The sequence below is a fragment of the Hylemonella sp. GW821-FHT12C09 genome (assembly GCF_058807395.1).
Genome location: NZ_JBXAQQ010000004.1, coordinates 93,098 through 118,598 on the forward strand (window position 1 = coordinate 93,098; position 25,501 = coordinate 118,598).

A 25,501-nucleotide genomic window follows, 5' to 3' on the forward strand; every position below is an offset into this window, starting at 1 on the left:
AGAAAGACGATGCTGAACCATCTGCCAGCCAGTTTTTACAGCCTGCGCCATCCCGATGGCTTTTTCGAAGGCCTTCAGAAAGCCATCGGCAGCATCGAGCAGGAGACCGGGATCTATGCCGGGGACAACTTTTTCACCTACCACCGGAACCTGAGTTTCCTGGAGGATGAGGCCTTGATGCCTGCCTTCAACCGGCATGCGGCGACCCCGATAGAGCAGTCACTGCTGTGGCGGGTCTCCACCTTGCTGTGGGGCGTGCGCAATGGCTTGCGGCTGGAAGGCGACTTCGTTGAATGCGCCTGCTACAAGGGCACCACCGCACGCATCCTTTGCGACGCCGTCAATTTTGCGCAGCGGACGGATCGCCACTACTACCTGTACGACCTCTTCGACCACGACCCGGGCATGCCGCATCACGCGATGTCCGAGCACGGCGACCAGCTCTACGCGCGCGTGAAGGCCCGTTTCTCGGAGATGCCCAATGTGACGGTCACCCAGGGCAAGGTGCCCGAGGTGCTGGCCGACGTGGCACCGCAGAAGATTGCCTTCATGCACCTGGACCTGAACAACGTCGATGCGGAAATGGGCGCCCTGGAAGTCCTGTTCGACCGCATGGTGCCCGGGGCCGTGCTGGTATTCGACGACTATGGCTGGATGGCCTATCGAAACCAGAAGCTGGCCGAAGATCCCTGGCTGGCCGCACGCGGCTACCGGGTGCTGGAGCTGCCCACCGGCCAGGGCCTGGTGATCAAATAGCCTTGCGCCTGAGAAAACCGTCGGGCGCCACCGTGACCTGCAGTTTGTGCGGGATGCTGGTGTCGATCTCGAATTCGGGGTGCGCTTTCAGATAGGCGTGCACGGCGGTCTTGGGGTTGTCGCCCGGTGCCCAGGGCCGGTCCGGGAACAGATCGTCCGGCATGTCCTCCACAAAGGTATCGAACACCACGCAGTAGCAGCCCGCCGTGGTCAGGGGCGCATAGGCCTGCAATTCGGCCAGCACGTGTTCGTGCGTATGGTTGGAGTCCAGGCAGACCATGACACGCCGGTAGCCCCGGGCCATCTCATGCACCTGGGCGATGACTTCGGGCGAGATGCTGGAGCCCTGGATCATCTGGATCTTGTGCGCCAGGGGGTGGGCTTCGATGGCGGTACGGTTGTGGGCGCGGATGTCGATGTCCAGGCCCAGCACCTTGCGCTGGCTGGCCTTCGGGTCCAGCACGGCGCCGGCCTCGACCGCGTCGCAGTAGTCCAGCATCGCCAGCAGCGAGGCGCTGAGCACCAGCGAGCCACCGTGGGCGATGCCGGTCTCGATGATGAGATCGGGGCGCGTGGCCCAGACCAGCTCCTGCATGGCCACCATGTCCTGCGGGTACTGGATGATGGGGCGACCCAGCCAGTCGAAGTTGTAGACGTACTTGCGTCGCATCGACGCCTGCAGCCAGGCTTGGGATTGCGCCGTGAAGGCGGCATCCTGCGGGTAGCCGGCCACCTGGGCGCGGCGTTCCTGGGCGAATTGTTCAATCGGATTGCTGGACATGGGGCACCAAGCGGTTCAGGAGTGGGAGACCTGTGCCGGCAGCGCGGACAGGACGGGACGGGGGACAAACGCGAATTCCGTGCGAATGCGCGTGGTGTCGATGGGCGCGAAGCGGGTGGTGGGCGCGCCGGGCGCCACCTCGACGCTGCAACCGGTCAGGGCGGCCAGATGCTCCACCCACTGCGCATGGCGCGTCTGCGCCCCGCTGGCCACGTTGTACAGGCGCTCGCGGCCCTGCGTGGCGATGCGCGGCAGCAGTTCGGCCACGTCGTCGATGTGGATGTAGTCCTTGGCCGAATCCGGCGCGGTCTGCAGCACGATGCGGCCACCGCGCGCCTCGCGGACCAGGCTGGGGATGAAGTTGGCCGAATCCGTGTCCTCCCCGCCCACCACATTGGACAGGCGGACCACTCGCACGCCGCTGCGGCCGCCGCTCAGGCAGAGCGATTCGCCCATGAGCTTGGAGAGGTTGTAGAGGTCGGACGGGTCCTGTGGCTGCACGCCCAGGTCCGCGTCCTCGCGGCCGCTGGCCGCGCGCCCGTAGACGCGTGTGGACGAGAGGTAGAGCAGGGACGTGAAATCGGCGCGCTGCAGCAGCTCGGCCAGCAGCGTCACGTGCGCCTGCACGGTGTCGTAGGGCCGCGTGCGGAAATCGGCGGTGAGGCCGATGGCATAGATCACATGGCCCAGCGCTCGCCCGTACAGGCCGGGCTCGCTGCGGCCGGGTGTGTGCACCGTCTGCCCGTCGGCGCGCAGGTGCGCCACCAGGCGCCGGCCGATGACGCCGCTGGCACCCAGCACGGTCCAGCTCATCGGGCATCCTCCGTGCTGTGCACTGCGGTGCGAGCGCCTTCGGGCGGCCGGGCGGTGCTCATGTACGCTCCCCCACCACACGCAGTGGCTGGCCGGCATAGACCGTGTAGGCGGCCAGTTCGCCGCGCACGATGCTGCCGGCGCCCACCACGCAGCCGCGGCGCAGCACGCTGCCGTCGAGCAGCACGCAGTTGGCGCCGATCCAGACGTCGTCCTCGACCACGATGCCACCCTTGCCGGGCAGGAAGCCCTGCTCGCGGATCAGGCGCGATTTGTCCTGGTAGGCATGGTTGACCGGGGCGAAGGTGCAGTTGGCGGCAATTGCGACGTGGTTGCCGATGGTGATGCCCTGGCCCGTGTAGAACACGCAGCCCGAGTTGATGACCACGTGCTCGCCGATCAGCAGGTCTCCTGAACCGCCGGCCGGCTTGACCTTGACGAAGCTGTCGATGACCGAGTGTGCGCCCACGGCGATGCGGCTGCCGCGCACCGAATCCTCGATGTCGGCCAGGGGCGAGATGCGGGCGCTGGGGGCGATCTGGAGCATGTGGGGCCGGGGAAACGCTAGGAAATGGCGTTTGCCATCGCCTCCTGGGCGTAACGCAGATACGTTACCGCAAATTCGGTGTGTCCGTGGGCGTGTTCCACCTCGGCCAGGCAGGCCAGGGCCACCGGGTCCTGCGGGACGGCGTTGAGCACGCGCTCGGCCATGGCCGTGACGTCGAGCCAGCAGCGATGGCTGATCTGGCCTTCGGTGCCGGTGACGCTGGGGCGTTGCTCGCGTGCCCGGTCCAGCAGGGCCTGCAGGCGCTGATGCGCTTCGGACAGGGACACGCGCAGGCCGGGGGCCAAGCCGACGCCGGGCGCCGCGGGTTCGCTCCATTCGGGGGGCAGCGTGGGCAGCCAGCTTTCGATCAGGCGGCTCTGGGCCTCGGGGTCCTGCGGGTGCTGGCCTTGGGCCAGCCACTGCAGCCACATGAGGCGCAGGCCTTCACCGAAGTGGTGGTTGAAGAGGTCTTCGCGCATCAGCACCGACCGCTCGGTTTCACGGCGCAAGCCCAGGCGCAGCGTGTTGAGCTGCGGCACGTCGGCCGCCAGCGTGGCGGCGATGCGCACATAGGCCTCGGCGTCCTGCGCCAGCCATTCACTGCGGCCCAGATAGGTGAGGATGCCGGTGCTGAGCCGGCTCTTGAAGCTGTCACCCTCCATGGACACCAGGGGCACACCCATCCACAGCAGGTCGAAGGTGGTGGTGCCGCCCGTCAGCGGGAAGGGGTCGAGCGCGATGTCTATGCGATGGTAGGTCAGGTACTGGTTGGCCATGTCCAGCGGGACCAGCTCCAGCCGCGCCACGTCCAGCCCCAAGCCGGCGCAGCGTTGGCGGTAGGCTTCGGCGAAAGCGGGCTGGCCGAAGTTCTTGCCTTCGATCAGCAGGCGTGCATCCGGTACGGCGGCCAGAACGTGGCCCCAGAGCGCCAGCACTTCGTCGGTCAGCTTGCCCAGGTTGTTGCAGGAACCGAAGGTGACGAAACCGTTTTTCAAGGCAGGGGCCGGCCGTACTTGGTAGGCCGGCTGGTAGCGCCACAGGGGCTCGCGGCTCAGCGGGCGGTAGCAGCAGAACAGGGTGGGCAGGCGGTAGAGGCGTTCGGTGTACAGGTCGTCGGCGCCGGGCGGGTCGGTGACCTCGTCGGTGAACTTGTAGTCGATGGCCGTGAGGCCGGTGGTGGCAGGGTAGCCCAGCCAGGAGATCTGCACGGGCGCGGCCTTGTGTGCCATGGCCAGCAGGCCGTTGTGGCCGGTGTGGCCGGCCAGGTCGATCAGGATGTCGATGCCTTGCGCGCGGAGGGCCAGCGCCTGCTCGGTGGCGCTCAGGCCGGCCAGGCGCACGAAGTGGTCGACATGGCAGCGCACACGCTCGGTGACGGCATCCTCCTGGGGATGCAGGTGGAACCCGTACACCTCGAACTGCCGGCGGTCCAGCTGGGCCAGCAGGCCTTCGACGAAATACATGACCGAGTGCGTGCGCAGGTCGGGCGAGAGAAAGCCGATCTTCAGGCGGCGCCAGGGCCCCTGGCGCTGGGGCGCGAAATCGGGCCAGCGGGTTTTCAGCGCGGGCTCGAAGGCGGCGCCGTATTCGCGGGCGGCGGCGGCCAGCTGCTGCGCGCTGACGGCCGGGTCGGCCAGCATGAAAAGCAGGCGGTTGGTGTGGTTGGCCAGGTCCTGCGGCTGCAGGCGCAGGGCGGCCTCGCAGTCCTGCACGGCTTCGCGCACCTGCCCCAGTTCGCGGCGGTGGATGGCTTTTTGTGTCAGCGAGGCCAGTTGTTCGGCCGGATTCCTTGCCAGATCGGCTGCCTTGAGAGCGGCCGTGTAACCACGCTCATGCTGGCGGCTGTCATAACAGCACTGGGCCAGCATGAGCCAGGACATGGCCTGATCGGGGCGCAGGGCACAGACTTTTTCCAGCAGCGGGCCGGCGTCGGCGGGCCGCGCCTGCTCCAGCAGCATGTTGCTGTAGTTGATCAGCAGTTCCGCGTCGTCCGGCCACAGGGCGGCCGCCTGCCGGTAGGCGGCCAGTGCCGCGTCGGTGTCGCGTTGCTTGTTGAGTGCAAAGCCCAGCAGGCGGTGGGCCCGCAGGTGGCGGCCGTTCTTGCGCAGGGCCTGGCGGCACAGGCGCACCAGCAGCGGCCAGTCTGCCGCCTGCAGTGCGGCATGCAGCCTGGCGTCGTGCGGATCTGCGGCGGTGGGGGGGCGCGCAGTTCGCACGTGCATCGGGGCCCCTCAGTCGCCTTACTGGCGCAGCAGGGCCAGCACGCCCTGCGGGATCTGGTTGGCCTGGGCCACCATGGCGGTACCGGCCTGTTGCAGGATCTGGGCGCGCGACAGGGCGGCGGTTTCGGCGGCGAAGTCGGCGTCCATGATGCGGCTGCGCGAGGCGGTCAGGTTCTCGGCCGTGATCTGCAGGGCCGAAATGGCGGTCTCGAAGCGGGCTTGCAGGGCGCCCAGCTTGGCGCGCTCGCCGCTGATGAAGGACAGGGCCGAGTCCACCGTCTTGAGCGAGTCGTTGGCCCGGATGGCGGTTGTCACGTCCAGGTTGGCCACCTTCTTGAGCGTCGAGTTGCTGTCGATGATAAGCGAGGCGGCACCGCCCGTGGTGGCATCCACGGCGAAGGACTTGTCCGAGTCCATCGTGACGTAACCGCTGATGATGGCGTTGTTCGCCGTGCTGTCGGCAGCCAGTGTCTGGTTGCCGGCCACGGCCACCAGGGCGCCGGTGGTGTCCGAGACGTATTTGGTCACGGTCACGGCGCCGGCATTGACGGTGGTCGAGTCGCCTACGCGGATGTCGTTGCCGGTGGCGTTGGTCAGGATGATGCCCGTACCGGACACGTTCAGGCTGGCGATGACGCCGGTCTTGGATGATTTCTCGTTGATGGCCGACACGGCGTTGGACAGGCCATCGGCGCCGGTGGTGGCCGAGATCGCGAAGGAGATGGTCTCGTCGGCCGAGTTGTCCGAGCGCAGCAGCAGCGAGTAGGCGCCGGCGGCACCGAAGGTCAGCTGGGTATCGGTGCGCGCCGAGGCGGAGACACCGGTGTTGGGGGTCTGCAGGTTGATGGTGTCGGCGGCCAGCTTGGCCGTGCCGTTGGCGGCGATGTTGACCGCGGCACTGCCCAGTGCGCCATTGACGGCCACGGTGTCGATCACGCTGCCGTTGGCACCCCAGGCGCCGGAGCCGGCCGAGGGGCCGCTGGCGATGACCTGGTTGTTGCCGTACTGGCCCGTGCGCAGGTTGGCGGTGGAGGCCACGATGACCTGGCCGGAATTGGCGCCGACCTGGAACTGGGCGGTACCGAAGGTGCCGTCCAGGATCTTCTGGCCGTTGAATTCAGTGGTCTGGGCAATCCGGTCCAGCTCGGCCACCAGCTGACCCACTTCCTGGTTCAGGGCCTGGCGGTCCGAGGCGCTGTTGGTGGCGTTGGCCGACTGCACGGCCAGCTCACGCACACGCTGCAGGATGTTGCTGGCCGAACCCAGGGCACCTTCAGCCACCTGGGCCAGGGAGATGCCGTCGTTCGCATTACGCGCTGCCTGGTTCAGGCCGCGGATCTGGCTGGTGAAGCGCTCGGAAATCGCCAGGCCGGCAGCGTCGTCCTTGGCACTGTTGATGCGCAAGCCCGAAGACAGGCGCTGGATGGCCGTGGCCAGGGATGCCTGGCTACTTCCTTGGTTGCGCTGCGCGGTCAGCGAGCTGATATTGGTGTTGATAACGGCAGCCATTGAATCACTCCTTCAGTTCAGGGTTGTGGCCCTTTCGTGGCCGGTTCGCGCCATGAAAGATGGGACATGGCAAAACGATGGATTGATTGTGGGCGGCGGGTTTCGGGCCGGTGCCCCGATAAAAAGGGGGAAAACCGGCCAGCTTTTGCATTTAGCCCTCAAGTTCGGCCGGCAAGCGCCGAAAACCCTGGTGTACCCGGCCTGCACTGGAGCTTGCGCCGTGGCCCAAGGGTGCAAATGGATGGGGAAAGTGGCGTAATTCGGTGAATCAGGCCTCAAGTTTTGTTCTAGCCGGGCCGAAAACAGATTCAACGGTCCTCCCCGGGTCCGCCATTCACCGCGACAGCAATGTTGCACTGGTGAATCAAGTCGCCAGAATCGTCTGGCGTCCTGGTTGGCGGTAACGCCATCTGTTTGTCAAGGAGATTTGCAATGGCATCGATCATCAACACCAATATCAGCTCGCTGACCGCCCAGCGTAACCAGGGCACCAGTCAGGCTTCGCTGAGTACCGCAATCCAGCGCCTGTCTTCGGGCTTGCGCATCAACAGCGCCCGTGACGACGCCGCCGGTCTGGCGATTTCCGAGCGCTTCACCAGCCAGATCCGCGGCCTGAACCAGGCCGTGCGTAACGCCAACGACGGCGTGTCGCTGGCGCAGACGGCTGAAGGTTCGCTCAAGGCTTCCAGCGACATCCTGCAGCGTGTGCGTGAACTGGCCGTGCAGTCGGCCAACGCCACCAACAGCGCCTCGGACCGCCAGGCCCTGAACCAGGAAGTCTCGCAGCTCGTGGCCGAGCTGGACCGCATTTCGCAAACCACGGAATTCAACGGCCAGAAGCTGCTGGACGGCACTTTCGGTTCCGCCCAGTTCCAGGTCGGCGCCAACGCTGGCCAGGTTATCGTGGCCTCCACCGCCAACCTGCGCACCAGCCAGTACGGCAACAACCAGGTCATCGCCAGCGGCCCCTCGGCCGGCTCCGGCGCCTGGGGTGCCAACGGCAGCGTGATCGACACCGTCGCCATCAACGGTGCCCTGGGCAGCGCCAACGTCAACATTGCAGCCAACGGCACGGCCAAGGCGGCCGCCGACTCGATCAACCTGCAGACTTCCGCCACCGGCGTGACGGCTTCTGCCGACACCAACGTGCAGCTGACCTTCGGTGCCGCCGGTGCCTATTCGTTGAATCTGCGTTCGGACAACTCGGCAGATGAGGTGGTCTCTTTCGCCATCTCGGCCACCAGTGGCGCCGACGGCCTGTCCAGCGCTGTCTCGGCCATCAACGAGAAGTCGTCCAAGACCGGCGTCATCGCCAGCCTGAACACAGCCGGCACGGGCATCGTCCTGACCAACGCGACTGGCAACGACATCCGTGTGGCGGATACGACCACCGCCAACGCCGGTGCCGTGACCGTCACCAAGTACGTGGCTGACACCACCGGTGCCCTCGTGGCCGTGGCCGGCAACATCACCCTGGCGGCTGATACCACCGCTGACAACGCCATCATCAGCGGCTACGTGACGCTGGATTCGGACAAGTCCTTTGCAGTGAACGCGACGACCGGCAGCGCCGCCTCGCTCGTCATCGACGGCAACTCGACGCTGAAGAAGGTCTCCAACCTGGACGTGACCTCGGTGATCAAGGCGTCCGACGCGCTCAAGACGGTGGACTCGGCCCTGTCCTTCCTGAGCGGCGAACGCGCCAAGCTGGGCGCCCTGCAGTCGCGTTTCGACACCACCATCGCCAACCTGCAGGTGACGTCGGAGAACCTGACTGCTTCGCGTAGCCGGATTCTGGATGCTGACTTCGCCGCGGAAACCGCTGCCCTGTCGCGCGCCCAGATCCTGCAACAGGCTGCGACCGCGATGGTGGCCCAGGCCAACCAGCTGCCCCAGGGCGTGCTGGCCCTGCTGCGCTGAACCGCTTAGCCTCTAGCCTCAGCCCGGCGTGGTTTCCACGCCGGGCTGTTTTTTTATTCAGCGGCCGTTTGTCGCGCGGGCTCAAGTTACATGCGAATCCGCCGATAACCGAGAGAGCGGGAAATATGGTCTTTTCGCGCCCCAAATCAAAGTGACAGATCCGGGGGCGAGGCCGATAATTCTGCAAGCAATGCTGGCACCCACGCCAGTCAGGAGTTCGTCATGGCCACGATGTCATCGCCGGGAATCGGCAGCAATCTGGATGTCAAGAGCATCGTCTCGCAGCTCGTGGCGCTGGAGAAGAAGCCGCTGGAAAAACTGCAGCTGGCCGCGGCCACGGTGCAGACCAAGATCTCGGTTTTCGGCCAGATCAAGTCACTGGTGTCCGCCTTGTCCGATGCCGTCAGCAAGCTGAGCAGCGTGACGGGCTGGAACGGGGTGTCGGCCTCTTCCTCGGATACCTCCGCCGTCACGGCCAGTGCCATCGGTGGTACCCAGCCCACCTCCTTCAGCGTCGAAGTGCAGAGCCTGGCCAAGGCGCAGTCCAGCTACACCATGCCGCTGCTGCCCGTGGGCGGCGCTGTCGGCGCGGGCACGCTGCGCCTGGAGATCGGCCAGTGGGCCGGGGCGGTCTTCACGCCCGGCAGCGGTACCCCGGTGGACCTGACCATCGGCGCCACCGACACGGTGGCTGACATTGCCAGCAAGATCAACGGCGCCAATGCCGGTGTCACGGCCACGGTGCTGAGCGACGCCTCGGGCGACCGCCTGCTGCTCAGCGGCAAGAACACCGGCCTGGCGGCCGGCTTCCAGCTCAGTGTGACCAGCGACACCGACGGCGACCCGGCCGACGCGCTGGGCCTGTCGCGCCTGGTCAACGGCAGCGTCACCAACCAGGCGGCGGCCAATGCCACGGCCACCATCAACGGCATAGGTGTCAGCTCGGCGACCAATGTCTTTGCCAACTCGGTGGCGGGGGTGACTTTCACGGCCGTCAAGGAAACGACGGCGCCGGTGACCCTCACCATCGCCAAGGACACGTCCACGGTCAAGAAGAACATCGAGGATTTCGTCAAGGCCTACAACGAGATCAACGGGGTGCTCAACGAGGCGACCAAATACGACCAGGCCACCAAGACCGGCGGCCTGTTGCAGGGGGACAGCACCACGCTGGCCCTGCAAAGCGCCCTGCGCGCCGCCGTGCAGTCCATGAGCACGGGCTCCAGCATGTACAACCGCCTGAGCGATATCGGCGTCAGCGCCTTGCGCGGTGGCAACCTGGAGGTGGACAGCACCAAGCTTGGCAAGGCCCTGGGCAATATGGACGAGCTCAAGGCCTTGTTCAGCAGCACCACCCCCGGCAACGCCGAGGGCATTGCCGTGCGCCTCAAGGGCCTGACCAAGACCCTGCTGGCCAGCGATGGTTACTTCAAGACCAAGGACGACAACCTCAAGCGTTCCCTGGACAACAATGCCAAGGACCAGGTCCGCGTGAACGAGAAGGCCAGCCGCATGGAAGCGGCCCTGAACCGGCGCTACAGCGCGCTGGACGTCCAGCTCACCAGCCTGAATTCACTCAACTCCTACCTGACACAGCAAATTACGCAGTGGAACCGGTCCTCTTCCTGAGACCGGATGATTTCATTTTTCGCGCGGACCCGCCGATAAATACTCAGTACCTGACGCTGCACCAGAGGAACCCACCGCATGTTTCGCACCGCAAGCCCACGCTCGGCCGACGCCTATCGACGCATCAACGTCGAGACCAGCATGCACACCATCGACCAGTACCAGATCGTCAGCCTGCTGTTTGACGGCATGCTGCAGTCGCTGGCGACCGCGCGTGGCGCGCTCGCCCGGGGCGACGTGCTGGCCAAGTGCGAGGCCATTGCACGGGCCCTGCGCATCCTGGAAGAAGGCCTGAGCACCGGGCTGGACCGCATCGATGGTGGCGAGCTGGCCGAGAACCTGGCCGCCCTGTACGACTACTGCACCCGCCGCCTGATCCTGGCCAATGCCCAGAACGACGACGCCATCCTGCAGGAGATCCAGCGCCTGATCGAAACCGTCGCCCAGGGCTGGAAGGGCATGAAACAAGGGGCGATGGCCGAACCGGCTGCGCCCGTGAGCGCGGGAGCCTGAACCATGCCGCAGATGCTGATCGACTATTACAAGGCCATCGAGGACAGCAGCACCCGCATGCTGGAGGCCGCCCGGGTCAAGGACCTGGAGTCCGTGATGCGTTACGAGGGTGTGTGCGCCGTGCTGATCGAGCAGCTGCGCTACCGCTCACGCGAGGAAGAGTTGCGGCCTGAGGAGCGCAGCGAGAAGGCGCGCATCATGCAGCGCATCCTGCGCAACGACGCCGAGATCCGTCACCTGACCGAACCCTGGCTCACCCATCTGGAGGAGATCATGGACGGCAGCGGCAAGCGCGTGTTGCATTAACCAAAGCTGGGGTTTAGCCGTAGCGAGCGAGCCGAGGGCAAGGCGGACGGAGCACAGCCACCGGAACGTACTCCCTGTACGTGAGGATGGCGCGCACCGCCCAACGCGGCCATCGGTTCGCGCAGTAGGCTAAACCTGCATGTTCATGATGTCCGTGTAAGCCTGCACCATGCGGTTACGGACGTGCAGCGTGGCCTGGAAGCCGATCTGGGCCTTCTGGATGGCGACCATGGTCTCTTCCAGGCTGACCTTGGGGTTTTCCATCTGGACCTGCTTCTGCAGGGTGCTGGCAAAGTTCTGGGCCTCGCTGACCGACTGCAGGGCGGCCTTGAATTCGCCAGGGAACCCATTGGCGGCCACGCCCGCCTTGGCGGCTGTGCCCGGCCGCACCGTGACCGGCATCGTGGTGGGTGTGAGTCGCATATCCATAAGTCAGCCCCGTGGGTAGATGTTGGAACTGATGCTAGCGGCCACTCTGCGGATCTTTAGTTTGAAAAGGCCGGGAAACCCGGGTCTTTTCCTCCTATAGTTTTGGGGCGCAGCCCGAATAATCCGATGCACAGGCGCTGAGAACCGCGCCAGGATGTACCGGAACACACCATGGCTGAAGCTGTTGCTATCCCCTTGAACCCGACCTTGGGCCAGCGTTTTTCCACGCTCAACCAGGGGCAGATCATGCGTCTGGCCGTCGGCGTGGCCCTGTTTGTGGTGATTGCCATCGTCGGCCTCATGATGGGCCGCCAGGCCGAATGGCGCGTGCTCTATGCCAACCTGTCGGACAAGGACGGCGGCGCCATCATTGCCCAGCTGTCCCAGATGAACGTGCCCTACAAGCATGCCGAGGGCGGCCACGCCATCCTGGTGCCGGCCGACAAGGTGCACGACACCCGCCTGCGCCTGGCCTCCCAGGGCCTGCCCAAGGGATCGGTGGCCGGTTTCGAGCTGATGGAGGCCAACCGCTTCGGCGTCACCCAGTTCCAGGAGCGGGTCAGCTTCCAGCGCGGCCTCGAAGGCGAGCTCACGCGTTCCATCCAGGCCTTGTCCTCGGTGCAAAGTGCCCGGGTGCACCTGGCCATGCCCAATCAGAACGGCTTCTTCCGCGAGCAGCAGAAGCCCTCGGCCTCCGTGCTGCTCAGCCTGAGCCCCGGTCGTCCGCTGGACCGCAGCCAGATCGCCGGCATCGTGCACCTGGTCGCTTCCAGCGTGCCCGAGATGAAACCCGAGGCCGTCAGCGTGCTGGATGACACCGGCAAGCTCCTGTCGCAGCCCGCCAATGGCCCCGATGGTGCGGCCGGCGGCGTGGACGCGCAGCAGCTGCAGTACGTGCAACAACTTGAGACGCTCTATCGCCAGCGCATCCTGGACATTCTGGAGCCCGTGGTGGGCCGCCAGAACGTCAAGGCCCAGGTGACGGCCGAGGTCGATTTCTCGCAGACCGAGCAGACCTCGGAGACCCACAAGCCCAACCAGACGCCCGATTCAGGCAGCATCCGCAGCCAGCAGCTGCTGGAGAGCAGCAACCCCGGCCCGGCCGGCCCGGCCGGTGTGCCCGGTGCCACCAGCAACCAGCCCCCGGCGCCGTCCACGGCCCCCATCAACGGCCCGGCGCAGGCCCTCGCGCCTGGCGCGCCCGGCGCTGCTGCTGCCGCAACGCCGCCCAGCACACGACGTGAATCGATCATCAACTACGAGGTCGACAAGACCGTCAAGGTGGTGCGTGCCGGCAGTGGCGTGATCAAGCGCCTGAGCGCGGCCGTGGTGGTGAACCACAAGACCGAGACCGATGCCAAGGGCAAGACCACGACGGTGGCGCTGACCGAGCAGCAGCTGGAGAAGATGACGGCGCTGGTGCGTGAGACAATCGGCTTCAGCCAGGATCGAGGTGACTCCGTGAACCTCTTGAACGCCCCTTTTGCCCAGGAAAAAATCACCTTGTCCGAGGTGCCCCTGTGGAAGCAGCCTGAAATGCAGGAGCTGGCGCGCAGCTTTGCGTGGCCGCTGGGCACGCTGTTGCTGGCCGTCCTGGTGCTGTTCGGTGTCATCCGCCCGGCCCTCAAATCCCTGAGCACCCCGACCCCGCGCCGTCCGCAACTCGACGCCATGCTGTCCGAGGAGCCGGATCGTCCGCAGCTCGCGGGCCCCTCGGCGGCTGAAGCGCCGGCCGGACCGACGCCTGGCGAGAAGGCGCTGGAGGATGCACGCAAACTCACACGCGACAACCCGGCAGCCGTGGCCGGCATCGTCAAGGGCTGGGTCAACGGCGAAGGTCAGGGCAACGCCCTGACGATGGGATAAGACCATGGCAACGCAGGAAGACGGACTCCAGGACGCCGCGGTCCTCCTCATGTCCCTGGGGGAAGAGGAGGCGGCCGAGGTGTTCAAGCATCTGTCACCGAAAGAGGTGCAGAAGCTGGGCGAGGCCATCGCCAAGACCAAGTCCATCACGCGCGAGCGCGTCGATGACGTGGTGACCAAGTTCACCAACATCGCCGCGGCCCAAAGCCTGCTGGTGTCGGACTCGGGCGACTATGTGCGCTCCGTGCTCAAGCGCGCCCTGGGTGACGACAAGGCGGCCCTGCTGATCGATCGCATCCTGCAGGGCGGCGACGTTTCGGGCATCGAGAGCCTGAAGTGGATGGACCCGATGTCGGTGGCCGAGTTGCTGCGCAACGAACATCCGCAGATCGTGGCGGCCATCCTGGTGCACCTGGATTACGACCAGTCGGCCGACATCCTCAAATACCTGACCGAGCGCCAGCGCAACGAGGTGATGCTGCGCATTGCCACCATGGAAGGTATCCAGCCGACGGCGCTGAAGGACCTCAACGAGGTGCTGTTCAAGGTGCTGGCTGGCGGCGACAAGATCCGCAAGGCCTCGCTGGGCGGCATCAAGACTGCGGCCGAGATGATCAACCTGATGGGTACGGTGATCGAGGGCACGGTGCTCGAATCGATCCGCGGCCACGACCCCGAGCTGGCACAGAAGATCATGGACAAGATGTTCGTGTTCGACGACGTCCTGAAGCTCGACGACAAGGCCATCCAGATGATCCTCAAGGAAGTGGCGTCCGAGTCGCTCATCGTGGCGCTCAAGGGTGCCCAGCCCGAGCTCAAGGAGAAGTTCCTCTCCAACATGTCCTCGCGTGCAGCCGAGACGCTGCGCGAGGACCTGGAGTCGCGCGGGCCGATGCGCCTGTCCGAGGTCGAGACCCAGCAGAAGGAAATCCTCAAGATCGTCCGCCGGCTGGCCGACGAGGGGCAGATCGTCATCGGCGGCGGCGCCGACGACGCCATGGTCTGAGACAAGTAAACCAGGACTGATCCATGCGCCCCACCACCCGTTTCATTCCCGGCGAGGAAATCGGCGCCGTCTCCCGCTGGAGTTTTGGCGACGTTGATGCCGCTGCCATGCTGCTCGAGGAGCAGGCCCGCGAACGCGAACTCCATGAGCAGCTCGCCAGCGTGCGCCAGCAGTTCCACGCCGAGGGTTATGCCGACGGTTTCCAGCAGGGCCGTGACCAGACTCTGCTGGAGGCGCAGAAGCAGGTCAGCGACTACATTGCCAAGCAGGGGCGCGATGCAGCGCAACAGCTGGGTGACCTGATCGAATCGGCCAAGACCCAGCTGGAAGGCGCCGAGCAGATGGCCGGCCAGGCCGTGCTGGAGCTGGCTTGCGAGTTGGCGCGCCAGGTGCTGCGCCATGAGATTTCGAGCAACCCCAATGTGCTGCTGCCGGTGATCCGCGAGGCCCTGGGCATGTTGTTCACCGACAGCAAGGCGGTGCAGCTCAAGCTCAATCCGCTGGACCTGGACGTGCTGCAGGACATCCTGCGCGAGGAATACCCCAACCTGCCGCTCACGCTGCAGCCCGATGCGGCCATCACACGCGGCGGTTGCCTGGTCGAGTCCGGTGGCACCGTGATCGATGGCCGGCTGGAAAAGCGCTGGGCGCGCGCCATCGGCCGGCTGGGGCAGAACCTGCCCTGGGAGGAGGTGCCCGGTGACGACGCCTGACCCCGGTGCCCGTTGGCAAGCGTTTCTGGACAGCGCTCGCCAGCAGGCCGGCGCGCCGCAAAGTACCCTGGAAGCCGGCGGCACGCTCACGCGTCTGACGGGCCTGGTGCTGGAGGCCGTGGGCATCCGCGTGCCGGTGGGTTCGCAGTGCCTCGTCAGCCAGCCGGCGCAGCCGCCGGTGCTGGCCGAGGTCGTGGGCTTTTCCGGTGACCGGGCCTTCCTGATGCCCGCCGGCGATGTGCAGGGCCTCTCCAGTGGTGCCAGCGTGGTGCCCACCGCGCCGTATGTGGCCACACCGCGCCTGGGTGACGCCGCGCAGGCGCAGGTTGCGAGTTATGCCCAGGGCCAGTTGCGCCTGCCGCTGGGCCCGGGCCTGCTGGGCCGCGTGGTGGACGCCCATGGCGAACCGCTGGACCGGCGCGGACCGGTCGTGAACGTGCTGTCGCGCCCGCTGGACCGCACCCCCATCAATGCCATGGACCGCGCGCCTATACGCGAGTCGCTGGACACCGGGGTGCGCGCCATCAACGCCCTGCTGTCGGTGGGACGTGGCCAGCGCCTGGGCCTGTTCGCCGGGGCTGGTGTGGGCAAGAGCGTGCTGCTGGGCATGATGGCGCGTTACACCAAGGCCGACGTCATCGTCGTCGGCCTGATCGGCGAACGCGGCCGGGAGGTGAAGGAATTCATCGAGGACATTCTGGGCGAAGAGGGGCGCGCGCGCTCCGTCGTGGTGGCGGCGCCGGCCGACTCCCCGCCCTTGTTGCGCATGCAGGCGGCTTCTTATGCCACCGGTGTGGCCGAATATTTCCGCGACCAGGGGCAGCACGTGCTGCTGCTGATGGATTCGCTCACGCGTTACGCCATGGCGCAGCGCGAGATTGCGTTGGCCGTGGGCGAGCCGCCGGCCACCAAGGGTTACCCGCCGTCCTGTTTTGCCCGCTTGCCGCAGCTCGTCGAGCGCAGCGGCAATGGTCTCAATGGCGTGGGCTCCATCACGGCCTTCTACACCGTGCTGAGCGAGGGCGACGACCAGCAGGACCCGATTGCCGATGCAGCCCGCGCCATCCTGGACGGCCACATCGTGCTCACGCGCGCGCTGGCCGAGGCCGGTCATTACCCGGCCATCGACATCGCGCAGTCGGCCTCGCGTGTGATGCACAACGTGGTGAGCCGCGAACACTTCGAGCTGGCGCGGCAGTTCCGTGCCATCGCCTCGCGCTACGAGCGCGGGCGTGACCTGGTACAGATCGGCGCCTATGTGCACGGCTCCGACCAGGGGTTGGACGAGGCGATCCGCCTGAACGGCCCCATGAATGATTTCCTGCGCCAGGAGATGTACGCCGGTGCCGGCTTCGAGGAAAGCGTCAAGGCCATGGCGACCACCATCCAGCGCGAGGAGGCTTTCCCGTGAGCGCCCGTAGGGACAGGAGGTTGCCATGTCAGCCCTGAAGAGCCTGGCCCTGGCCATCGAGGTGGCCACGCGTGCGCGTGACCAGGCCGACCAGGCCCTGATGCAGGCGCGCCGCGCCGTGCAGCAGGCGCAAGGCCAGCTGGACCAGCTGGAGAGCTACGCCGCCGATACCGAATCACGGTGGGCGACGGCCACCGCGGCCACCGTCAGCGCCGAGCTGATGCTGCATCACCAGCAGTTCTTGCAGCGCCTGCACCAGGCCGTCGGCATGCAGAGCGGTGTGATGGCCGACCTGCAGCGCAAGGTCGAGATGGCCCGCCAGCGCAAGGTGCAGGAGGAAGTGCGCCTGACCGCCTTGCAGTTGCTGGTGAAGAAAAAACTCACTGCCCGCGCCCAGCTCGAAGCCAGGCGCGAACAGAAACAGATGGATGAACTGGCCGTCCTCAAATACGCCCGTGGCGCCGGCGGTGTCGGCGGCCAGTTGAATGGAGAAGGATCATGAGCATGGAACACAGTGTGACGACGGCAGCCCCCAAGCCGGTGGCCAAGACGGCCCAGGCAGGCGGGAGCGGGCATGGCGCCGGCAAGGCGCAGGCCGCGACCCCGGGCGACTTTGCCGCCCTGCTGATGGGCCTGGATGGTGAGGAGCTGGTGTCCCAGGACGCGCTGTCCGGCGCAGACGCTGCTGCCTCGGCGGCGTTGCCCGGCGCGACCGACGCAGCGGTGGATCCGGCGGCGCTGCCGCTCGATCCCGCTGTGCCCACGGCGGCTTTGCCGCAGCTGGCGGTGCCGGCCACCGCTGTTGCGCAGGGGGCGCTGCAGGGCCAGGCTCTGGGCACACCCGCAGCCGCCGAAGCCACATCCGCCTTGCCACCCGTGGCGGCGGGTCGATCCGAATCGCGGGCGACAGCGGGGGAGTTGTCGGCGGCAGCCGAGGCCTCGTCCCGACGGCCTGATGCTTCCGCCCTGGCCGAGGCCGCAGCGCCGGCCCACACGACGGCCGACGAGGTCCAGCCCCTGTTGCGCCAGGCGGTGCTGGCCCAGCGCATGGCGCAACACAGGAGCCAGGCCACCGAAATGGAGGCACAGGCCGGCAAGGAGCGGCGCGGTGATGACGTGGCCGCCCGGTTGGGCTGGCGCATCAGCGAACAGCTCGCACCGGCCGGCAGTCCGTTGCTTGCGGCGGGGCCGGGTGAGTCCGGTCTGCGGCCTTTGGAGCGTCGCAGCGAAAGGAGCGGCCCGCGTATCGGCGGCAGCGAGGCCGGTGGCTGGAGCGGCGTGGCCCAGCCCGAGGGCGCGCGCATGGACGTGCCGACGGTGGCGCCGGATGGCGGCCTGACGACGGAGATGCGCGTGGCCGAGCAGGTCGGCTACTGGATAGGTCGCGGCGCACAGAACGCCGAGCTGGAGGTCGAAGGATTGGGGGAAGGCCCGGTCAAGGTCAGCATCGAATTGCAGGGCCAGGAGGCGCGCGTCGAGTTCCGTGCCGATCAGGCGCAGACGCGCCAGGTCTTGCAGGACGCCATGCCGCATCTGCGTGAACTGCTGGAGCGGGAAGGCCTGGTGTTGTCCGGCATGTCGGTCGGCACCTCGGGCTCCGAGCGTGGTGATGCCGGTCAGTCCGGCCAGGGACGGCAGGGCGGTCGCCAGGGGCAGGCCGGTGTGCCCGAACTGCCGGCGGTCGCGCTGGTGGCCGCCGCCAACCGAGCGGCGCCGCTGTCGGGTCGCTCGGTGGACCTTTTCGTGTGAGCGTGCAGGACAGCCCGGTCCAGCGCCCCGGAATGGCATGGTTTTTTGCCCTTAATCCGGGTATCGTAGGGCGGGATGTCGAGAATAATTTGCCTAAGCGTGCGGATCTGCGTGCCCGTACGGGGCGCGGCGTGCCGCCGTTATGAAACAAGCAAAGTTGTAGAGGACTAGATCGTGGCCACCAAAACCCCCGATGCCGAAGCCGCACCGCCGCCCAAGAGCAAGAAGTTGCTGTTGATGGTGGTGATCGGGGTCGTGGTGCTGGCCCTGGCCGCGGCCGGGGGCTGGATCTTCCTCAGCAAGAAGAATGCCGCAGCCTTGGACGACGAGGAAGAGGAAGAGGTCGCCACGGTCGTCGCCGAACCCACCGGCCCGCCGACCTACCTGCCGCTCGACAATATGGTGGTCAACCTGGCCGATCCGGGGGGCGAGCGTGTTGCCCAGATCGGTATCACGCTGGAGCTGACCGGCGTCCTGGAAGTCGAAAAGGTCAAGGCCTATCTGCCCACCATCCGCAGCGATGTGCTGCTGCTGGTGTCGCAGCGCACGGCGGACGAGCTGCTCAGCCGCGAAGGCAAGGAAAAGCTGGCCGAGGACATCCTCGCCTCCTCTTCCCGGCACTTCAACAAGCCGGCAGCGCCGGCCGGCAAGAAAGACAAGAAAGCGGCCGCCAAGGGCGGCGCCAACGGCAACCCCGTGCGGGGCGTGCTGTTCTCCAGCTTCATCGTTCAATGAGGCGACCTGAGGACTTACCGTCATGAGTGAATCGTTTCTTTCCCAGGAAGAAGTCGATGCCCTGCTGGAAGGCGTCACCGGCGAGAGCCAGAAATCGGTCGAGGAAGTTGCCGAGGCCGGGGAGATCCGTTCCTACAACATGTCCAGCCAGGAGCGGATCGTGCGCGGGCGCATGCCGACGATGGAAATCGTCAACGAGCGCTTCGCCCGCAATCTGCGCATCGGCCTGTTCAACTTCATCCGCCGCAGCCCCGAGATTTCCGTCGGTCCGGTGCAGGTGCAGCGCTACAGCGCTTTCCTGCGCGAGCTGGCCGTGCCCACCAATTTCAACATCGTGGCCATCCGCCCGCTGCGCGGCAGCGGCCTGATCGTCTGCGAGCCGGCCCTGGTGTTCGGCGTGATCGACACGCTTTACGGCGGCATCGGCAAGTTCCAGACCCGCATCGAAGGCCGGGACTTCTCGGCCACCGAGCAGCGTGTGATCAACCGTCTGGTCGACGTGATCTCCGAGGAATACAAGAAGGCCTGGCGCGGGATCTACCCGATCGAACTGGACTACCAGCGCAGCGAGATGCAGCCGCAGTTCGCCAATATCGCGACGCCCAGCGAGATCGTGATCTCCACCTCCTTCCAGCTGGAGATCGCCGAAATCACCGGCTCCATCCATTTCTGCATGCCGTACGCCACGATGGAGCCCATCCGCGACGTGCTGTATTCCTCCACCCAGGGCGACTCGATCGAGGTGGATCGCCGCTGGGTCACCGTGCTGACGCGCGAGATCCAGGCGGCCGAGGTGACCCTGGTGGCCGAACTGGCCCGCGCCGATGCGACGGTGGAGGAGCTGCTGGCCATGAAGCCGGGGGATTTCATCGAGCTCGGACGACAGTCCCGCATCGAGGCCTCGGTCGATGGTGTGCCGGTGTTCGAGTGCCAGTACGGCACGCACAACGCCAAATACGCCCTGCGCATCGACAAGTGCCTGCGCGGCAATGACACCAACTGGTTAGGGGAACGCTATGGCGGTTGACGACACACCGGATCAGAAGCCTGAAGACGACGGCATGGCCGACTGGGCCGAGGCCCTGCAGGAGCAGAAGAGCAGTGACAAGGGCCCCGAGGTGGAACCCGGCGGCGTGTTGAGCGGCGGGGCCGCGCGTAGCTTCTCCTCCAGCGATGCCCCCGCCAGCGACATCAACATGGTGCTGGACATCCCGGTCCAGCTCTCGGTCGAGCTCGGACGCACCAAGGTGCCGATCAAGCACATCCTGCAGCTGGGCCAGGGCTCGGTGGTCGAGCTCGATGCGATGGCCGGTGAGCCCATGGACGTGCTGGTCAACGGCTACCTGATCGCCCAGGGCGAGGTGGTCGTGGTGAACGACAAGTTCGGCATCCGTCTCACCGACGTCGTCACCCCGTCTGAACGGCTGCGCCGCATCAGCCGGGGTTGAGAGCGTGCCGAGCCAGCCCCGGGCGTGTGTCGCATCCCCGGCTCGGGCGGTCTGCGGTGTTGCAAATCCTCGCGTGGCTCGGGCTGGAGCGAGGATTTGCGCCTTGCATGCTCCCCGAGAGGCTCAGCATTGCCTTAAACTGACGGCATGACGCAAACCATTGTTTCTGTCGTCCTGTTCCTTGTCATCCTTGCCCTGCTGCCGCCAGCGGTGCGGTGGTTCCAGCAGCGCGCCCCGGGCGGCACATCGAATGCCGCCGCTTCCCGCATCGTCTCCACGCTGGCCGTCGGCCCGCAGCAAAGAATCGTGACGGTCGAGGTCGGCCCGGAAGGCGCGCGTACCTGGCTGGTGCTGGGGGTCACGTCACAGAACATCAGCTGCCTGCACAGCATGCCGGCGGGGTCGGCGTCCGCGCGCGGATCCGTTTTTGCAGCGGTCGCCAAGGCGCCGGCGGACGGCGGAGAGCCGGCCTGATGCGCCAGCTCACGCTCTGGCCTACCCTGCGTACGGTGTCGGGGCTGCTTGCCACGCTGTTGCTGCTGGCGGCGCCGGCCTTGGCGCAGGAGAACGCGCCCTTGGCCGCTGCCCAGATCAACACCACCCAGCTCCCTCTGATCGTGGGCGGCGACGCGTCGGGGACGAGTTATTCGGTGCCGATCCAGACCCTGCTGTTTTTCACGGCACTGTCCTTCCTGCCGGCCATCCTGTTGATGATGACCGGCTTCACCCGCATCGTCATCGTGCTGTCCCTGCTGCGCCAGGCGCTGGGCACGCAGTCGTCGCCGCCCAACCAGGTCATCATCGGCCTGTCGCTGTTCCTGACCTTCTTTGTCATGGGTCCGACCTTCGACCGCATCTACGCCGATGCCTACCTGCCCTACACGCAGAACGTCATCAACTTCGAGCAGGCGATCGCCCGCGGTGAGGCGCCGATGCGCCAGTTCATGACCAAGCAGACGCGCCAGTCCGACTATGCGCTGTTTGCCAAGCTGGCCAAACTCGATCCCGCCACCAAGATCGACACCGCACCCATGCGCGTGCTGATCCCGGCTTTTGTCACCAGCGAGCTCAAGACGGCGTTCCAGATCGGCTTCCTGATCTTCATCCCTTTCCTGGTGATCGACATCGTGGTGGCCAGCGTGCTGATGTCGCTGGGCATGATGATGTTGTCGCCCGTGCTGGTGGCATTGCCTTTCAAGCTCATGCTCTTCGTGCTGGCCGACGGCTGGAACCTGCTGATCGGCTCGCTGGCCGCGAGTTTCGTGACATGAGAGGCCTGCCATGAACGCACAAATGGTCCTGACCATCGGGCAGGAGGCGCTGCTGACACTGCTGATGGTGTCGGCGCCACTGCTGGGCGTGGTGTTGCTGGTGGGGCTGCTGGTCAGCCTGTTCCAGGCCATCACCCAGATCCACGAGGCGACGCTGTCCTTCGTGCCCAAGCTGGTGGCCGCCATGGCCGTGTTTGCCTGGGCCGGCCCCTGGATGCTCAACATCCTGGTCGAGTACATCCGGCGCACCATCGAGGCGATCCCCGGCATCGTGCTCTGAGTCCGGCGCTCTTGCCATGATCACTTTCAGCGAAGCCCAGATCATGGCGTGGCTGTCGCCGCTGCTGTGGCCTTTCCTGCGGGTGCTGGGTGTCTTCACGGCGGCCCCGATCTTCTCCTCGCGTGCCATTCCGGTGCGCGCCCGCGTCGGGCTGGCCCTGCTGGTGACGGTGGCCTGCCAGGCCACCCTGCCGCCCATGCCGGTGATCGACTTCAACAGCCCTGCCGTCCTGGGGGTGGTGATCCAGCAGGTGGGCATCGGCTTGTCCATCGGTTTTGTCGTGCGGCTGGTGTTTGCGGCCTTTGAACTGGCCGGCGAGGTGGTGGGTTTCCAGATGGGCTTGAACTTCGCCGCCTTCTTCGACCCCTCGCTCAACACCCAGGCCAGCGCCGTGGCCCGCTTTTTCGGCTACATGGCCTCCCTGCTTTTTGTGGTGCTCAACGGCCACCTGATGGTGCTGATGGCCGTGACGCGCAGCTTCGAGGTCTTCCCCGTGACGCAGAATTTTCTGGAGGCCTTGCGTCTGATGCAGCTCTATACCCTGGGCGGCGAGCTGTTTGCCAGCGCCCTGTGGATCGCCTTGCCCATGCTGGCCCTGCTGCTCTTCACCAATCTGGCGCTGGGCATCATCTCGCGCGTGGCGCCGCAGATGAACATCTATGCGGTCGGGTTCCCCATCACGCTCAGTGTGGGCCTGGTGGGCATGGCGGCCACGCTGCCCATGCTGGACCGGCCCTTCCAGTCCTTGCTGGAACGGGCCATCGAGATCTTTACCGGCTGAAAACCGCCAGGTCTCTCACACCAGTCCGTTGCGGATGGCGTAGACGGTCAGCTCCGCGTTGTTCGAGAGCTTGAGTTTTTCCAGCACGCGTGAGCGGTAGACACTGACGGTCTTGGGGCTGAGCATCAGTTCTTCGGCGATATCGGAGAGGCGCTTGCCCGAGGCGATCTTGAGCAGGGTCTGAAGTTCGCGCTCCGAAAGCGCATCGTGCAGCGCTTCGCTGGTTGGCGTGGCCAGGTTGTCGACCAGCATCTGGGCCACATCCGCCGTGACGTACTTGCGCCCCTGGGCGATGGTGCGCACGGCCGTGATCAGATCGGCCGGATTGCCGGCCTTGTTCAGGTAGCCCTGGGCGCCGGCCCGCAGGCAGCGGATGGCGTACTGGTCCTCGGGGAACATCGAAACGACCAAAACCTTCGTGGGCGTATCCGCTTCACGCAGCGAAGCCAGCACCTCCAGGCCGCCGCGGCCGGGCAGGTTCAAGTCCAGCACCAGGATGTCGCAGGGGGTGGAGCGCAACAACTCCCGTACTTCCGAATAACTGCCGGCCTCACCCACGACCTTGATATCGACGGCCTCGGACAGGGTGTCGCGGATGCCGCGCCGCACGACGGCATGGTCGTCACAAAGTATCACTCGAATCATCGATCTAGCCTTTTGCCTCGATTGTGAGCGGAATCGACAGCGTGATGGATGTGCCCTCGCCCTCGCGGCTGCTCACATCCAGCCAGCCGCCCGCGGTGCGCGCCCGCTCCTGCAGTCCTTTGAGACCGAAAGCCGTGGTCTTGTTGCGCTCCGGCGGCTGGATGCCTTGTCCATTGTCGGTGATCTCCAGCGTCAGCACACTTTCGGCGTCCGACAGCTCGATCCGGACTTCGCTGCAGCGGGCGTGTTTGGAGATATTGGTCAGCGCCTCCTGCGCCGTGCGGTAGGCGGTCAGCTGGATGTTCTTGGACAGCGTGGGCTGGCGCAGGGTGGTGCGCACCATGGTGCGGGTGCCGGTGCGGCGCTCGAATTCGCCGGCCAGCCAGTCGATGGCGGCTTCCAGGCCCTGGTCCAGGATGGCGGGGCGCAGGTTCATCATGATGCGCTGGCTGGCGCCGACCGCATGCTGCAGCATGCCGGTGGCGGCTTGCACATGCCCCTGCGTGTCGGCGTCGGGATGGTGACGGCCGATCCATGAGAGGTCAAACTGGATGGCCGCCAGCGAGCCGCCGATATCGTCGTGGATCTCTCGCGCGATCGCCGCGCGTTCCTGTTCGATCGAGCTTTGCAGGTGTTCGGCAAAGCGCGCCAGGCGCTGCTCCGAGGCAGCCAGCTCCTCGACGGCGCGTTCGCGTTCACGCTTGGCCTGCTGCACTTCAATGGCGCGCTGAATCACGTGGGCCAGCTTGCCCAGGTCGTCCTTGAGCAGGTAGTCGCTCATGCCGAGCTTGATGGCGTCGACGGCAGCCGTCTCGCCGATGGCGCCGGACAGCAGGATGAACGGCGGGTGCTGCGGGATGGCCTGCAGGGATCTCCATGCATCCAGGGCCGTGAAACCGGGCAGGCGGTAGTCGGCAAGAACGGCATCGAAACGGCTGCCTTGCAGCATGCGCACGAAGTCATCCAGGCTTTCAACCCGTACCATTTCGCAGGACAGACCGGCTCGGCGCAGCGTCTTTCGCACGATGTCGTGATCTAGTTCCGAATCCTCGAGATGCAGGATGCGCAGGGGGGCGGGGTGGACTTCTGGCTGCATGGGGTAGACGATATGATGAAAACCCTGGTGGGTGTGCCGGGAGACGACCTGAACGCCCCGAAATATTGATGAATTCCCTCCCATTTCCGAGGAATCCTGCTACTCTATATCCAGGAAAATTCTAATGCTGGACTTGCTGGAGCGGTGAACCATCTAGCATCCGGATGTCCGAACAGAATGACCATGCAAGCCCCCAACACACCGCCTGCGGACCAGCCCGCCGTGCAATTGCCGGTGATGCTGGTGGCCGAGGTGCAGGATTCGCTCCTCGTGGTGGTGCATGACCTGGCCCGTCTCGATGGGCTGCTGGCGCACACCATGGACAACCTGATGCAGCGCTTCACGACCGCCATCGGCAGTCTCGCCGATCCCGCCCTGGCGGAATCGGCGGCCCTGGAGGAAGCGCGCAACGCCCTGCGCGCGGCCGTGACCGAACTGCAGTTCCAGGATTTGGCTTCGCAACTGATAGTCCATACTTCCAAGGTGCTTCAAGGCTGTGCCTATCGGCTGGCTTCCGAGTCCATGGGGCAGGAAGACGGCGAGGCGGTGCCCTTTGTCGAGGAAGTGCCGGAACGTCCCAACCCGGTGACCCAGGACGAAATGGATGCCGGCTCGATCGAATTGTTTTGAATCGCTGAACACTTGAATAACCACAGACCTCATTTCCCCGGAGCGCAGACATGCCACTGATACTCGCTGTTGACGATTCACCCTCGATGCGCAAGATGGTCTCATTCACCCTTGCGGGAGCGGGCTACCAGGTGGTCGAGGCCGTCGATGGGCAGGATGCCTATGAAAAGGCCCAGGCCCAGACCTTCGATCTGGTGCTGACCGACCAGAACATGCCCCGGCTGGACGGACTGGGGCTGACGCGCAAGCTGCGCGAGCACCCCAATTTCAAGACCACCCCGATTCTGATGCTCACCACCGAATCCAGTGACCTGATGAAGCAGGCCGGTCGCGCCGCGGGCGCCACCGGCTGGCTGGTCAAGCCCTTCGACCCGGCGCGGCTGCTCGAGGTCATCAAGAAAGTCATCAAGTAACACGGTCCGCCAGCGCGGGATCACAACAGGAG

At 65.9% G+C, this 25,501-nt stretch carries 29 protein-coding genes; 20 read left to right on the plus strand and 9 right to left on the minus strand.

Going from position 1 to position 25,501, the window contains the following annotated elements; translation table 11 throughout:
- Positions 1–9: 9 nt before the first annotated feature.
- Entirely contained in the window at positions 10–756 is a 747-nt protein-coding gene (locus tag AC1RRP_RS08390; RefSeq protein ID WP_493035086.1) for a class I SAM-dependent methyltransferase, read from the plus strand.
- Here the strand turns inward: AC1RRP_RS08390 and AC1RRP_RS08395 are convergent.
- From AC1RRP_RS08395 to AC1RRP_RS08420, 6 genes are read right to left on the minus strand one after another with little or no spacing between them, the layout of a single operon-like run.
- Positions 749–1,537, minus strand: coding sequence for a cephalosporin hydroxylase family protein (locus AC1RRP_RS08395; protein ID WP_493035088.1), 789 nt, complete (start codon positions 1,535–1,537; stop codon positions 749–751). The genes AC1RRP_RS08390 and AC1RRP_RS08395 overlap by 8 nt on opposite strands.
- A 15-nt stretch (positions 1,538–1,552) precedes the next feature.
- Positions 1,553–2,350, minus strand: a complete 798-nt coding sequence (locus tag AC1RRP_RS08400) for an NAD-dependent epimerase/dehydratase family protein (RefSeq protein WP_493035092.1) — start codon at positions 2,348–2,350, stop codon at positions 1,553–1,555.
- Positions 2,351–2,408: 58 nt separating this feature from the next.
- The gene (locus tag AC1RRP_RS08405; protein ID WP_493035093.1) at positions 2,409–2,897 is read right to left on the minus strand and encodes an acyltransferase; all 489 of its coding nucleotides are present in this window, start codon (positions 2,895–2,897) and stop codon (positions 2,409–2,411) included.
- A gap of 17 nt (positions 2,898–2,914) precedes the next feature.
- Positions 2,915–5,119 (minus strand): O-linked N-acetylglucosamine transferase, SPINDLY family protein, encoded by a 2,205-nt coding sequence (locus tag AC1RRP_RS08410; protein WP_493035095.1) that lies wholly within the window; start codon positions 5,117–5,119, stop codon positions 2,915–2,917.
- Positions 5,120–5,137: 18 nt separating this feature from the next.
- Positions 5,138–6,628, minus strand: coding sequence for a flagellin N-terminal helical domain-containing protein (locus AC1RRP_RS08415; RefSeq protein WP_493035097.1), 1,491 nt, complete (start codon positions 6,626–6,628; stop codon positions 5,138–5,140).
- A 4-nt stretch (positions 6,629–6,632) separates the two neighbouring features.
- Positions 6,633–6,779: a hypothetical protein gene (locus AC1RRP_RS08420; RefSeq protein WP_493035098.1), complete on the minus strand. Its 147-nt coding sequence runs from the start codon at positions 6,777–6,779 to the stop codon at positions 6,633–6,635.
- A gap of 281 nt (positions 6,780–7,060) precedes the next feature.
- Here AC1RRP_RS08420 and AC1RRP_RS08425 point away from each other — a divergent pair, with 281 nt between their 5' ends.
- The 4 genes from AC1RRP_RS08425 to AC1RRP_RS08440 all read left to right on the plus strand — a co-directional run bounded on the left by AC1RRP_RS08425 (position 7,061) and on the right by AC1RRP_RS08440 (position 10,996).
- Positions 7,061–8,548 carry a flagellin N-terminal helical domain-containing protein gene (locus AC1RRP_RS08425; RefSeq protein ID WP_493035100.1) on the plus strand — a complete coding sequence of 496 codons (1,488 nt, stop codon included), beginning with the start codon at positions 7,061–7,063 and terminating at the stop codon, positions 8,546–8,548.
- A gap of 222 nt (positions 8,549–8,770) precedes the next feature.
- Positions 8,771–10,177: a flagellar filament capping protein FliD gene (gene fliD, locus AC1RRP_RS08430; RefSeq protein WP_493035101.1), complete on the plus strand. Its 1,407-nt coding sequence runs from the start codon at positions 8,771–8,773 to the stop codon at positions 10,175–10,177.
- 78 nt (positions 10,178–10,255) lie between these two features.
- The gene (gene fliS, locus AC1RRP_RS08435; protein WP_493035103.1) at positions 10,256–10,690 is read left to right on the plus strand and encodes a flagellar export chaperone FliS; all 435 of its coding nucleotides are present in this window, start codon (positions 10,256–10,258) and stop codon (positions 10,688–10,690) included.
- A 3-nt stretch (positions 10,691–10,693) separates the two neighbouring features.
- Entirely contained in the window at positions 10,694–10,996 is a 303-nt protein-coding gene (locus tag AC1RRP_RS08440; protein ID WP_493035104.1) for a flagellar protein FliT, read from the plus strand.
- Positions 10,997–11,125: 129 nt separating this feature from the next.
- On the opposite strand, the gene fliE is transcribed toward AC1RRP_RS08440, so the two are convergent.
- Positions 11,126–11,425, minus strand: a complete 300-nt coding sequence (gene fliE, locus AC1RRP_RS08445) for a flagellar hook-basal body complex protein FliE (RefSeq protein ID WP_493035105.1) — start codon at positions 11,423–11,425, stop codon at positions 11,126–11,128.
- 171 nt (positions 11,426–11,596) lie between these two features.
- Here fliE and fliF point away from each other — a divergent pair, with 171 nt between their 5' ends.
- The 13 genes from fliF to fliR all read left to right on the plus strand — a co-directional run bounded on the left by fliF (position 11,597) and on the right by fliR (position 22,685).
- On the plus strand, positions 11,597–13,291 hold the full coding sequence (gene fliF / locus AC1RRP_RS08450; protein ID WP_493035107.1) for a flagellar basal-body MS-ring/collar protein FliF: 1,695 nt from the start codon (positions 11,597–11,599) through the stop codon (positions 13,289–13,291).
- Between the two features lie 4 nt (positions 13,292–13,295).
- The gene (fliG, locus tag AC1RRP_RS08455) at positions 13,296–14,297 is read left to right on the plus strand and encodes a flagellar motor switch protein FliG (protein ID WP_493035109.1); all 1,002 of its coding nucleotides are present in this window, start codon (positions 13,296–13,298) and stop codon (positions 14,295–14,297) included.
- A gap of 23 nt (positions 14,298–14,320) precedes the next feature.
- Positions 14,321–15,010 (plus strand): FliH/SctL family protein, encoded by a 690-nt coding sequence (locus AC1RRP_RS08460; RefSeq protein WP_493035111.1) that lies wholly within the window; start codon positions 14,321–14,323, stop codon positions 15,008–15,010.
- Positions 14,997–16,421 carry a flagellar protein export ATPase FliI gene (fliI, locus tag AC1RRP_RS08465; RefSeq protein WP_493035113.1) on the plus strand — a complete coding sequence of 475 codons (1,425 nt, stop codon included), beginning with the start codon at positions 14,997–14,999 and terminating at the stop codon, positions 16,419–16,421. The genes AC1RRP_RS08460 and fliI overlap by 14 nt, the downstream gene beginning before the upstream one ends.
- A 25-nt stretch (positions 16,422–16,446) precedes the next feature.
- On the plus strand, positions 16,447–16,923 hold the full coding sequence (gene fliJ / locus AC1RRP_RS08470; protein ID WP_493035116.1) for a flagellar export protein FliJ: 477 nt from the start codon (positions 16,447–16,449) through the stop codon (positions 16,921–16,923).
- The gene (locus tag AC1RRP_RS08475) at positions 16,920–18,170 is read left to right on the plus strand and encodes a flagellar hook-length control protein FliK (RefSeq protein WP_493035118.1); all 1,251 of its coding nucleotides are present in this window, start codon (positions 16,920–16,922) and stop codon (positions 18,168–18,170) included. The genes fliJ and AC1RRP_RS08475 overlap by 4 nt, the downstream gene beginning before the upstream one ends.
- A gap of 237 nt (positions 18,171–18,407) precedes the next feature.
- Entirely contained in the window at positions 18,408–18,905 is a 498-nt protein-coding gene (locus tag AC1RRP_RS08480) for a flagellar basal body-associated FliL family protein (protein WP_493035522.1), read from the plus strand.
- A 22-nt stretch (positions 18,906–18,927) separates the two neighbouring features.
- Entirely contained in the window at positions 18,928–19,932 is a 1,005-nt protein-coding gene (fliM, locus tag AC1RRP_RS08485) for a flagellar motor switch protein FliM (protein ID WP_493035120.1), read from the plus strand.
- Positions 19,922–20,353 (plus strand): flagellar motor switch protein FliN, encoded by a 432-nt coding sequence (fliN, locus tag AC1RRP_RS08490; RefSeq protein WP_493035122.1) that lies wholly within the window; start codon positions 19,922–19,924, stop codon positions 20,351–20,353. The genes fliM and fliN overlap by 11 nt, the downstream gene beginning before the upstream one ends.
- 147 nt (positions 20,354–20,500) lie before the next feature.
- Positions 20,501–20,827, plus strand: a complete 327-nt coding sequence (locus AC1RRP_RS08495; RefSeq protein ID WP_493035124.1) for a FliO/MopB family protein — start codon at positions 20,501–20,503, stop codon at positions 20,825–20,827.
- Positions 20,827–21,624, plus strand: coding sequence for a flagellar type III secretion system pore protein FliP (gene fliP / locus AC1RRP_RS08500; RefSeq protein ID WP_493035126.1), 798 nt, complete (start codon positions 20,827–20,829; stop codon positions 21,622–21,624). The genes AC1RRP_RS08495 and fliP overlap by 1 nt, the downstream gene beginning before the upstream one ends.
- Before the next feature lie 10 nt (positions 21,625–21,634).
- The gene (gene fliQ / locus AC1RRP_RS08505) at positions 21,635–21,904 is read left to right on the plus strand and encodes a flagellar biosynthesis protein FliQ (RefSeq protein ID WP_057674643.1); all 270 of its coding nucleotides are present in this window, start codon (positions 21,635–21,637) and stop codon (positions 21,902–21,904) included.
- A gap of 16 nt (positions 21,905–21,920) precedes the next feature.
- A complete protein-coding gene (gene fliR / locus AC1RRP_RS08510) occupies positions 21,921–22,685 on the plus strand; it encodes a flagellar biosynthetic protein FliR (protein ID WP_493035128.1) in 765 nt (254 codons plus the stop codon).
- Positions 22,686–22,700: 15 nt separating this feature from the next.
- On the opposite strand, the gene AC1RRP_RS08515 is transcribed toward fliR, so the two are convergent.
- Both AC1RRP_RS08515 and AC1RRP_RS08520 read right to left on the minus strand, forming a co-directional pair.
- Positions 22,701–23,330: a response regulator gene (locus AC1RRP_RS08515; RefSeq protein WP_493035130.1), complete on the minus strand. Its 630-nt coding sequence runs from the start codon at positions 23,328–23,330 to the stop codon at positions 22,701–22,703.
- 4 nt (positions 23,331–23,334) lie between these two features.
- Complete coding sequence (locus tag AC1RRP_RS08520) at positions 23,335–24,426, minus strand: hybrid sensor histidine kinase/response regulator (protein WP_493035133.1); 1,092 nt, start codon at positions 24,424–24,426, stop codon at positions 23,335–23,337.
- A gap of 183 nt (positions 24,427–24,609) precedes the next feature.
- On the opposite strand from AC1RRP_RS08520, the gene AC1RRP_RS08525 reads away from it, so the two are divergent.
- Together AC1RRP_RS08525 and AC1RRP_RS08530 are read left to right on the plus strand one after the other, a co-directional pair.
- Positions 24,610–25,056 carry a hypothetical protein gene (locus tag AC1RRP_RS08525; RefSeq protein ID WP_493035135.1) on the plus strand — a complete coding sequence of 149 codons (447 nt, stop codon included), beginning with the start codon at positions 24,610–24,612 and terminating at the stop codon, positions 25,054–25,056.
- 50 nt (positions 25,057–25,106) lie between these two features.
- Positions 25,107–25,469, plus strand: coding sequence for a response regulator (locus AC1RRP_RS08530; protein ID WP_057674647.1), 363 nt, complete (start codon positions 25,107–25,109; stop codon positions 25,467–25,469).
- Positions 25,470–25,501: the final 32 nt, after the last annotated feature.

Bases quoted from the DNA above. Each gene is read 5' to 3' on its own strand.
- AC1RRP_RS08390 (WP_493035086.1), top strand. From the start codon at position 10: ATGCTGAACCATCTGCCAGCCAGTTTTTACAGCCTGCGCCATCCCGAT.
- AC1RRP_RS08395 (WP_493035088.1), bottom strand. From the start codon at position 1,537: ATGTCCAGCAATCCGATTGAACAATTCGCCCAGGAACGCCGCGCCCAG.
- AC1RRP_RS08400 (WP_493035092.1), bottom strand. From the start codon at position 2,350: ATGAGCTGGACCGTGCTGGGTGCCAGCGGCGTCATCGGCCGGCGCCTG.
- AC1RRP_RS08405 (WP_493035093.1), bottom strand. From the start codon at position 2,897: ATGCTCCAGATCGCCCCCAGCGCCCGCATCTCGCCCCTGGCCGACATC.
- AC1RRP_RS08410 (WP_493035095.1), bottom strand. From the start codon at position 5,119: ATGCACGTGCGAACTGCGCGCCCCCCCACCGCCGCAGATCCGCACGAC.
- AC1RRP_RS08415 (WP_493035097.1), bottom strand. From the start codon at position 6,628: ATGGCTGCCGTTATCAACACCAATATCAGCTCGCTGACCGCGCAGCGC.
- AC1RRP_RS08420 (WP_493035098.1), bottom strand. From the start codon at position 6,779: ATGCAAAAGCTGGCCGGTTTTCCCCCTTTTTATCGGGGCACCGGCCCG.
- AC1RRP_RS08425 (WP_493035100.1), top strand. From the start codon at position 7,061: ATGGCATCGATCATCAACACCAATATCAGCTCGCTGACCGCCCAGCGT.
- fliD (WP_493035101.1), top strand. From the start codon at position 8,771: ATGGCCACGATGTCATCGCCGGGAATCGGCAGCAATCTGGATGTCAAG.
- fliS (WP_493035103.1), top strand. From the start codon at position 10,256: ATGTTTCGCACCGCAAGCCCACGCTCGGCCGACGCCTATCGACGCATC.
- AC1RRP_RS08440 (WP_493035104.1), top strand. From the start codon at position 10,694: ATGCCGCAGATGCTGATCGACTATTACAAGGCCATCGAGGACAGCAGC.
- fliE (WP_493035105.1), bottom strand. From the start codon at position 11,425: ATGGATATGCGACTCACACCCACCACGATGCCGGTCACGGTGCGGCCG.
- fliF (WP_493035107.1), top strand. From the start codon at position 11,597: ATGGCTGAAGCTGTTGCTATCCCCTTGAACCCGACCTTGGGCCAGCGT.
- fliG (WP_493035109.1), top strand. From the start codon at position 13,296: ATGGCAACGCAGGAAGACGGACTCCAGGACGCCGCGGTCCTCCTCATG.
- AC1RRP_RS08460 (WP_493035111.1), top strand. From the start codon at position 14,321: ATGCGCCCCACCACCCGTTTCATTCCCGGCGAGGAAATCGGCGCCGTC.
- fliJ (WP_493035116.1), top strand. From the start codon at position 16,447: ATGTCAGCCCTGAAGAGCCTGGCCCTGGCCATCGAGGTGGCCACGCGT.
- AC1RRP_RS08475 (WP_493035118.1), top strand. From the start codon at position 16,920: ATGAGCATGGAACACAGTGTGACGACGGCAGCCCCCAAGCCGGTGGCC.
- AC1RRP_RS08480 (WP_493035522.1), top strand. From the start codon at position 18,408: ATGGTGGTGATCGGGGTCGTGGTGCTGGCCCTGGCCGCGGCCGGGGGC.
- fliM (WP_493035120.1), top strand. From the start codon at position 18,928: ATGAGTGAATCGTTTCTTTCCCAGGAAGAAGTCGATGCCCTGCTGGAA.
- fliN (WP_493035122.1), top strand. From the start codon at position 19,922: ATGGCGGTTGACGACACACCGGATCAGAAGCCTGAAGACGACGGCATG.
- AC1RRP_RS08495 (WP_493035124.1), top strand. From the start codon at position 20,501: ATGACGCAAACCATTGTTTCTGTCGTCCTGTTCCTTGTCATCCTTGCC.
- fliP (WP_493035126.1), top strand. From the start codon at position 20,827: ATGCGCCAGCTCACGCTCTGGCCTACCCTGCGTACGGTGTCGGGGCTG.
- fliQ (WP_057674643.1), top strand. From the start codon at position 21,635: ATGAACGCACAAATGGTCCTGACCATCGGGCAGGAGGCGCTGCTGACA.
- fliR (WP_493035128.1), top strand. From the start codon at position 21,921: ATGATCACTTTCAGCGAAGCCCAGATCATGGCGTGGCTGTCGCCGCTG.
- AC1RRP_RS08515 (WP_493035130.1), bottom strand. From the start codon at position 23,330: ATGATTCGAGTGATACTTTGTGACGACCATGCCGTCGTGCGGCGCGGC.
- AC1RRP_RS08520 (WP_493035133.1), bottom strand. From the start codon at position 24,426: ATGCAGCCAGAAGTCCACCCCGCCCCCCTGCGCATCCTGCATCTCGAG.
- AC1RRP_RS08525 (WP_493035135.1), top strand. From the start codon at position 24,610: ATGCAAGCCCCCAACACACCGCCTGCGGACCAGCCCGCCGTGCAATTG.
- AC1RRP_RS08530 (WP_057674647.1), top strand. From the start codon at position 25,107: ATGCCACTGATACTCGCTGTTGACGATTCACCCTCGATGCGCAAGATG.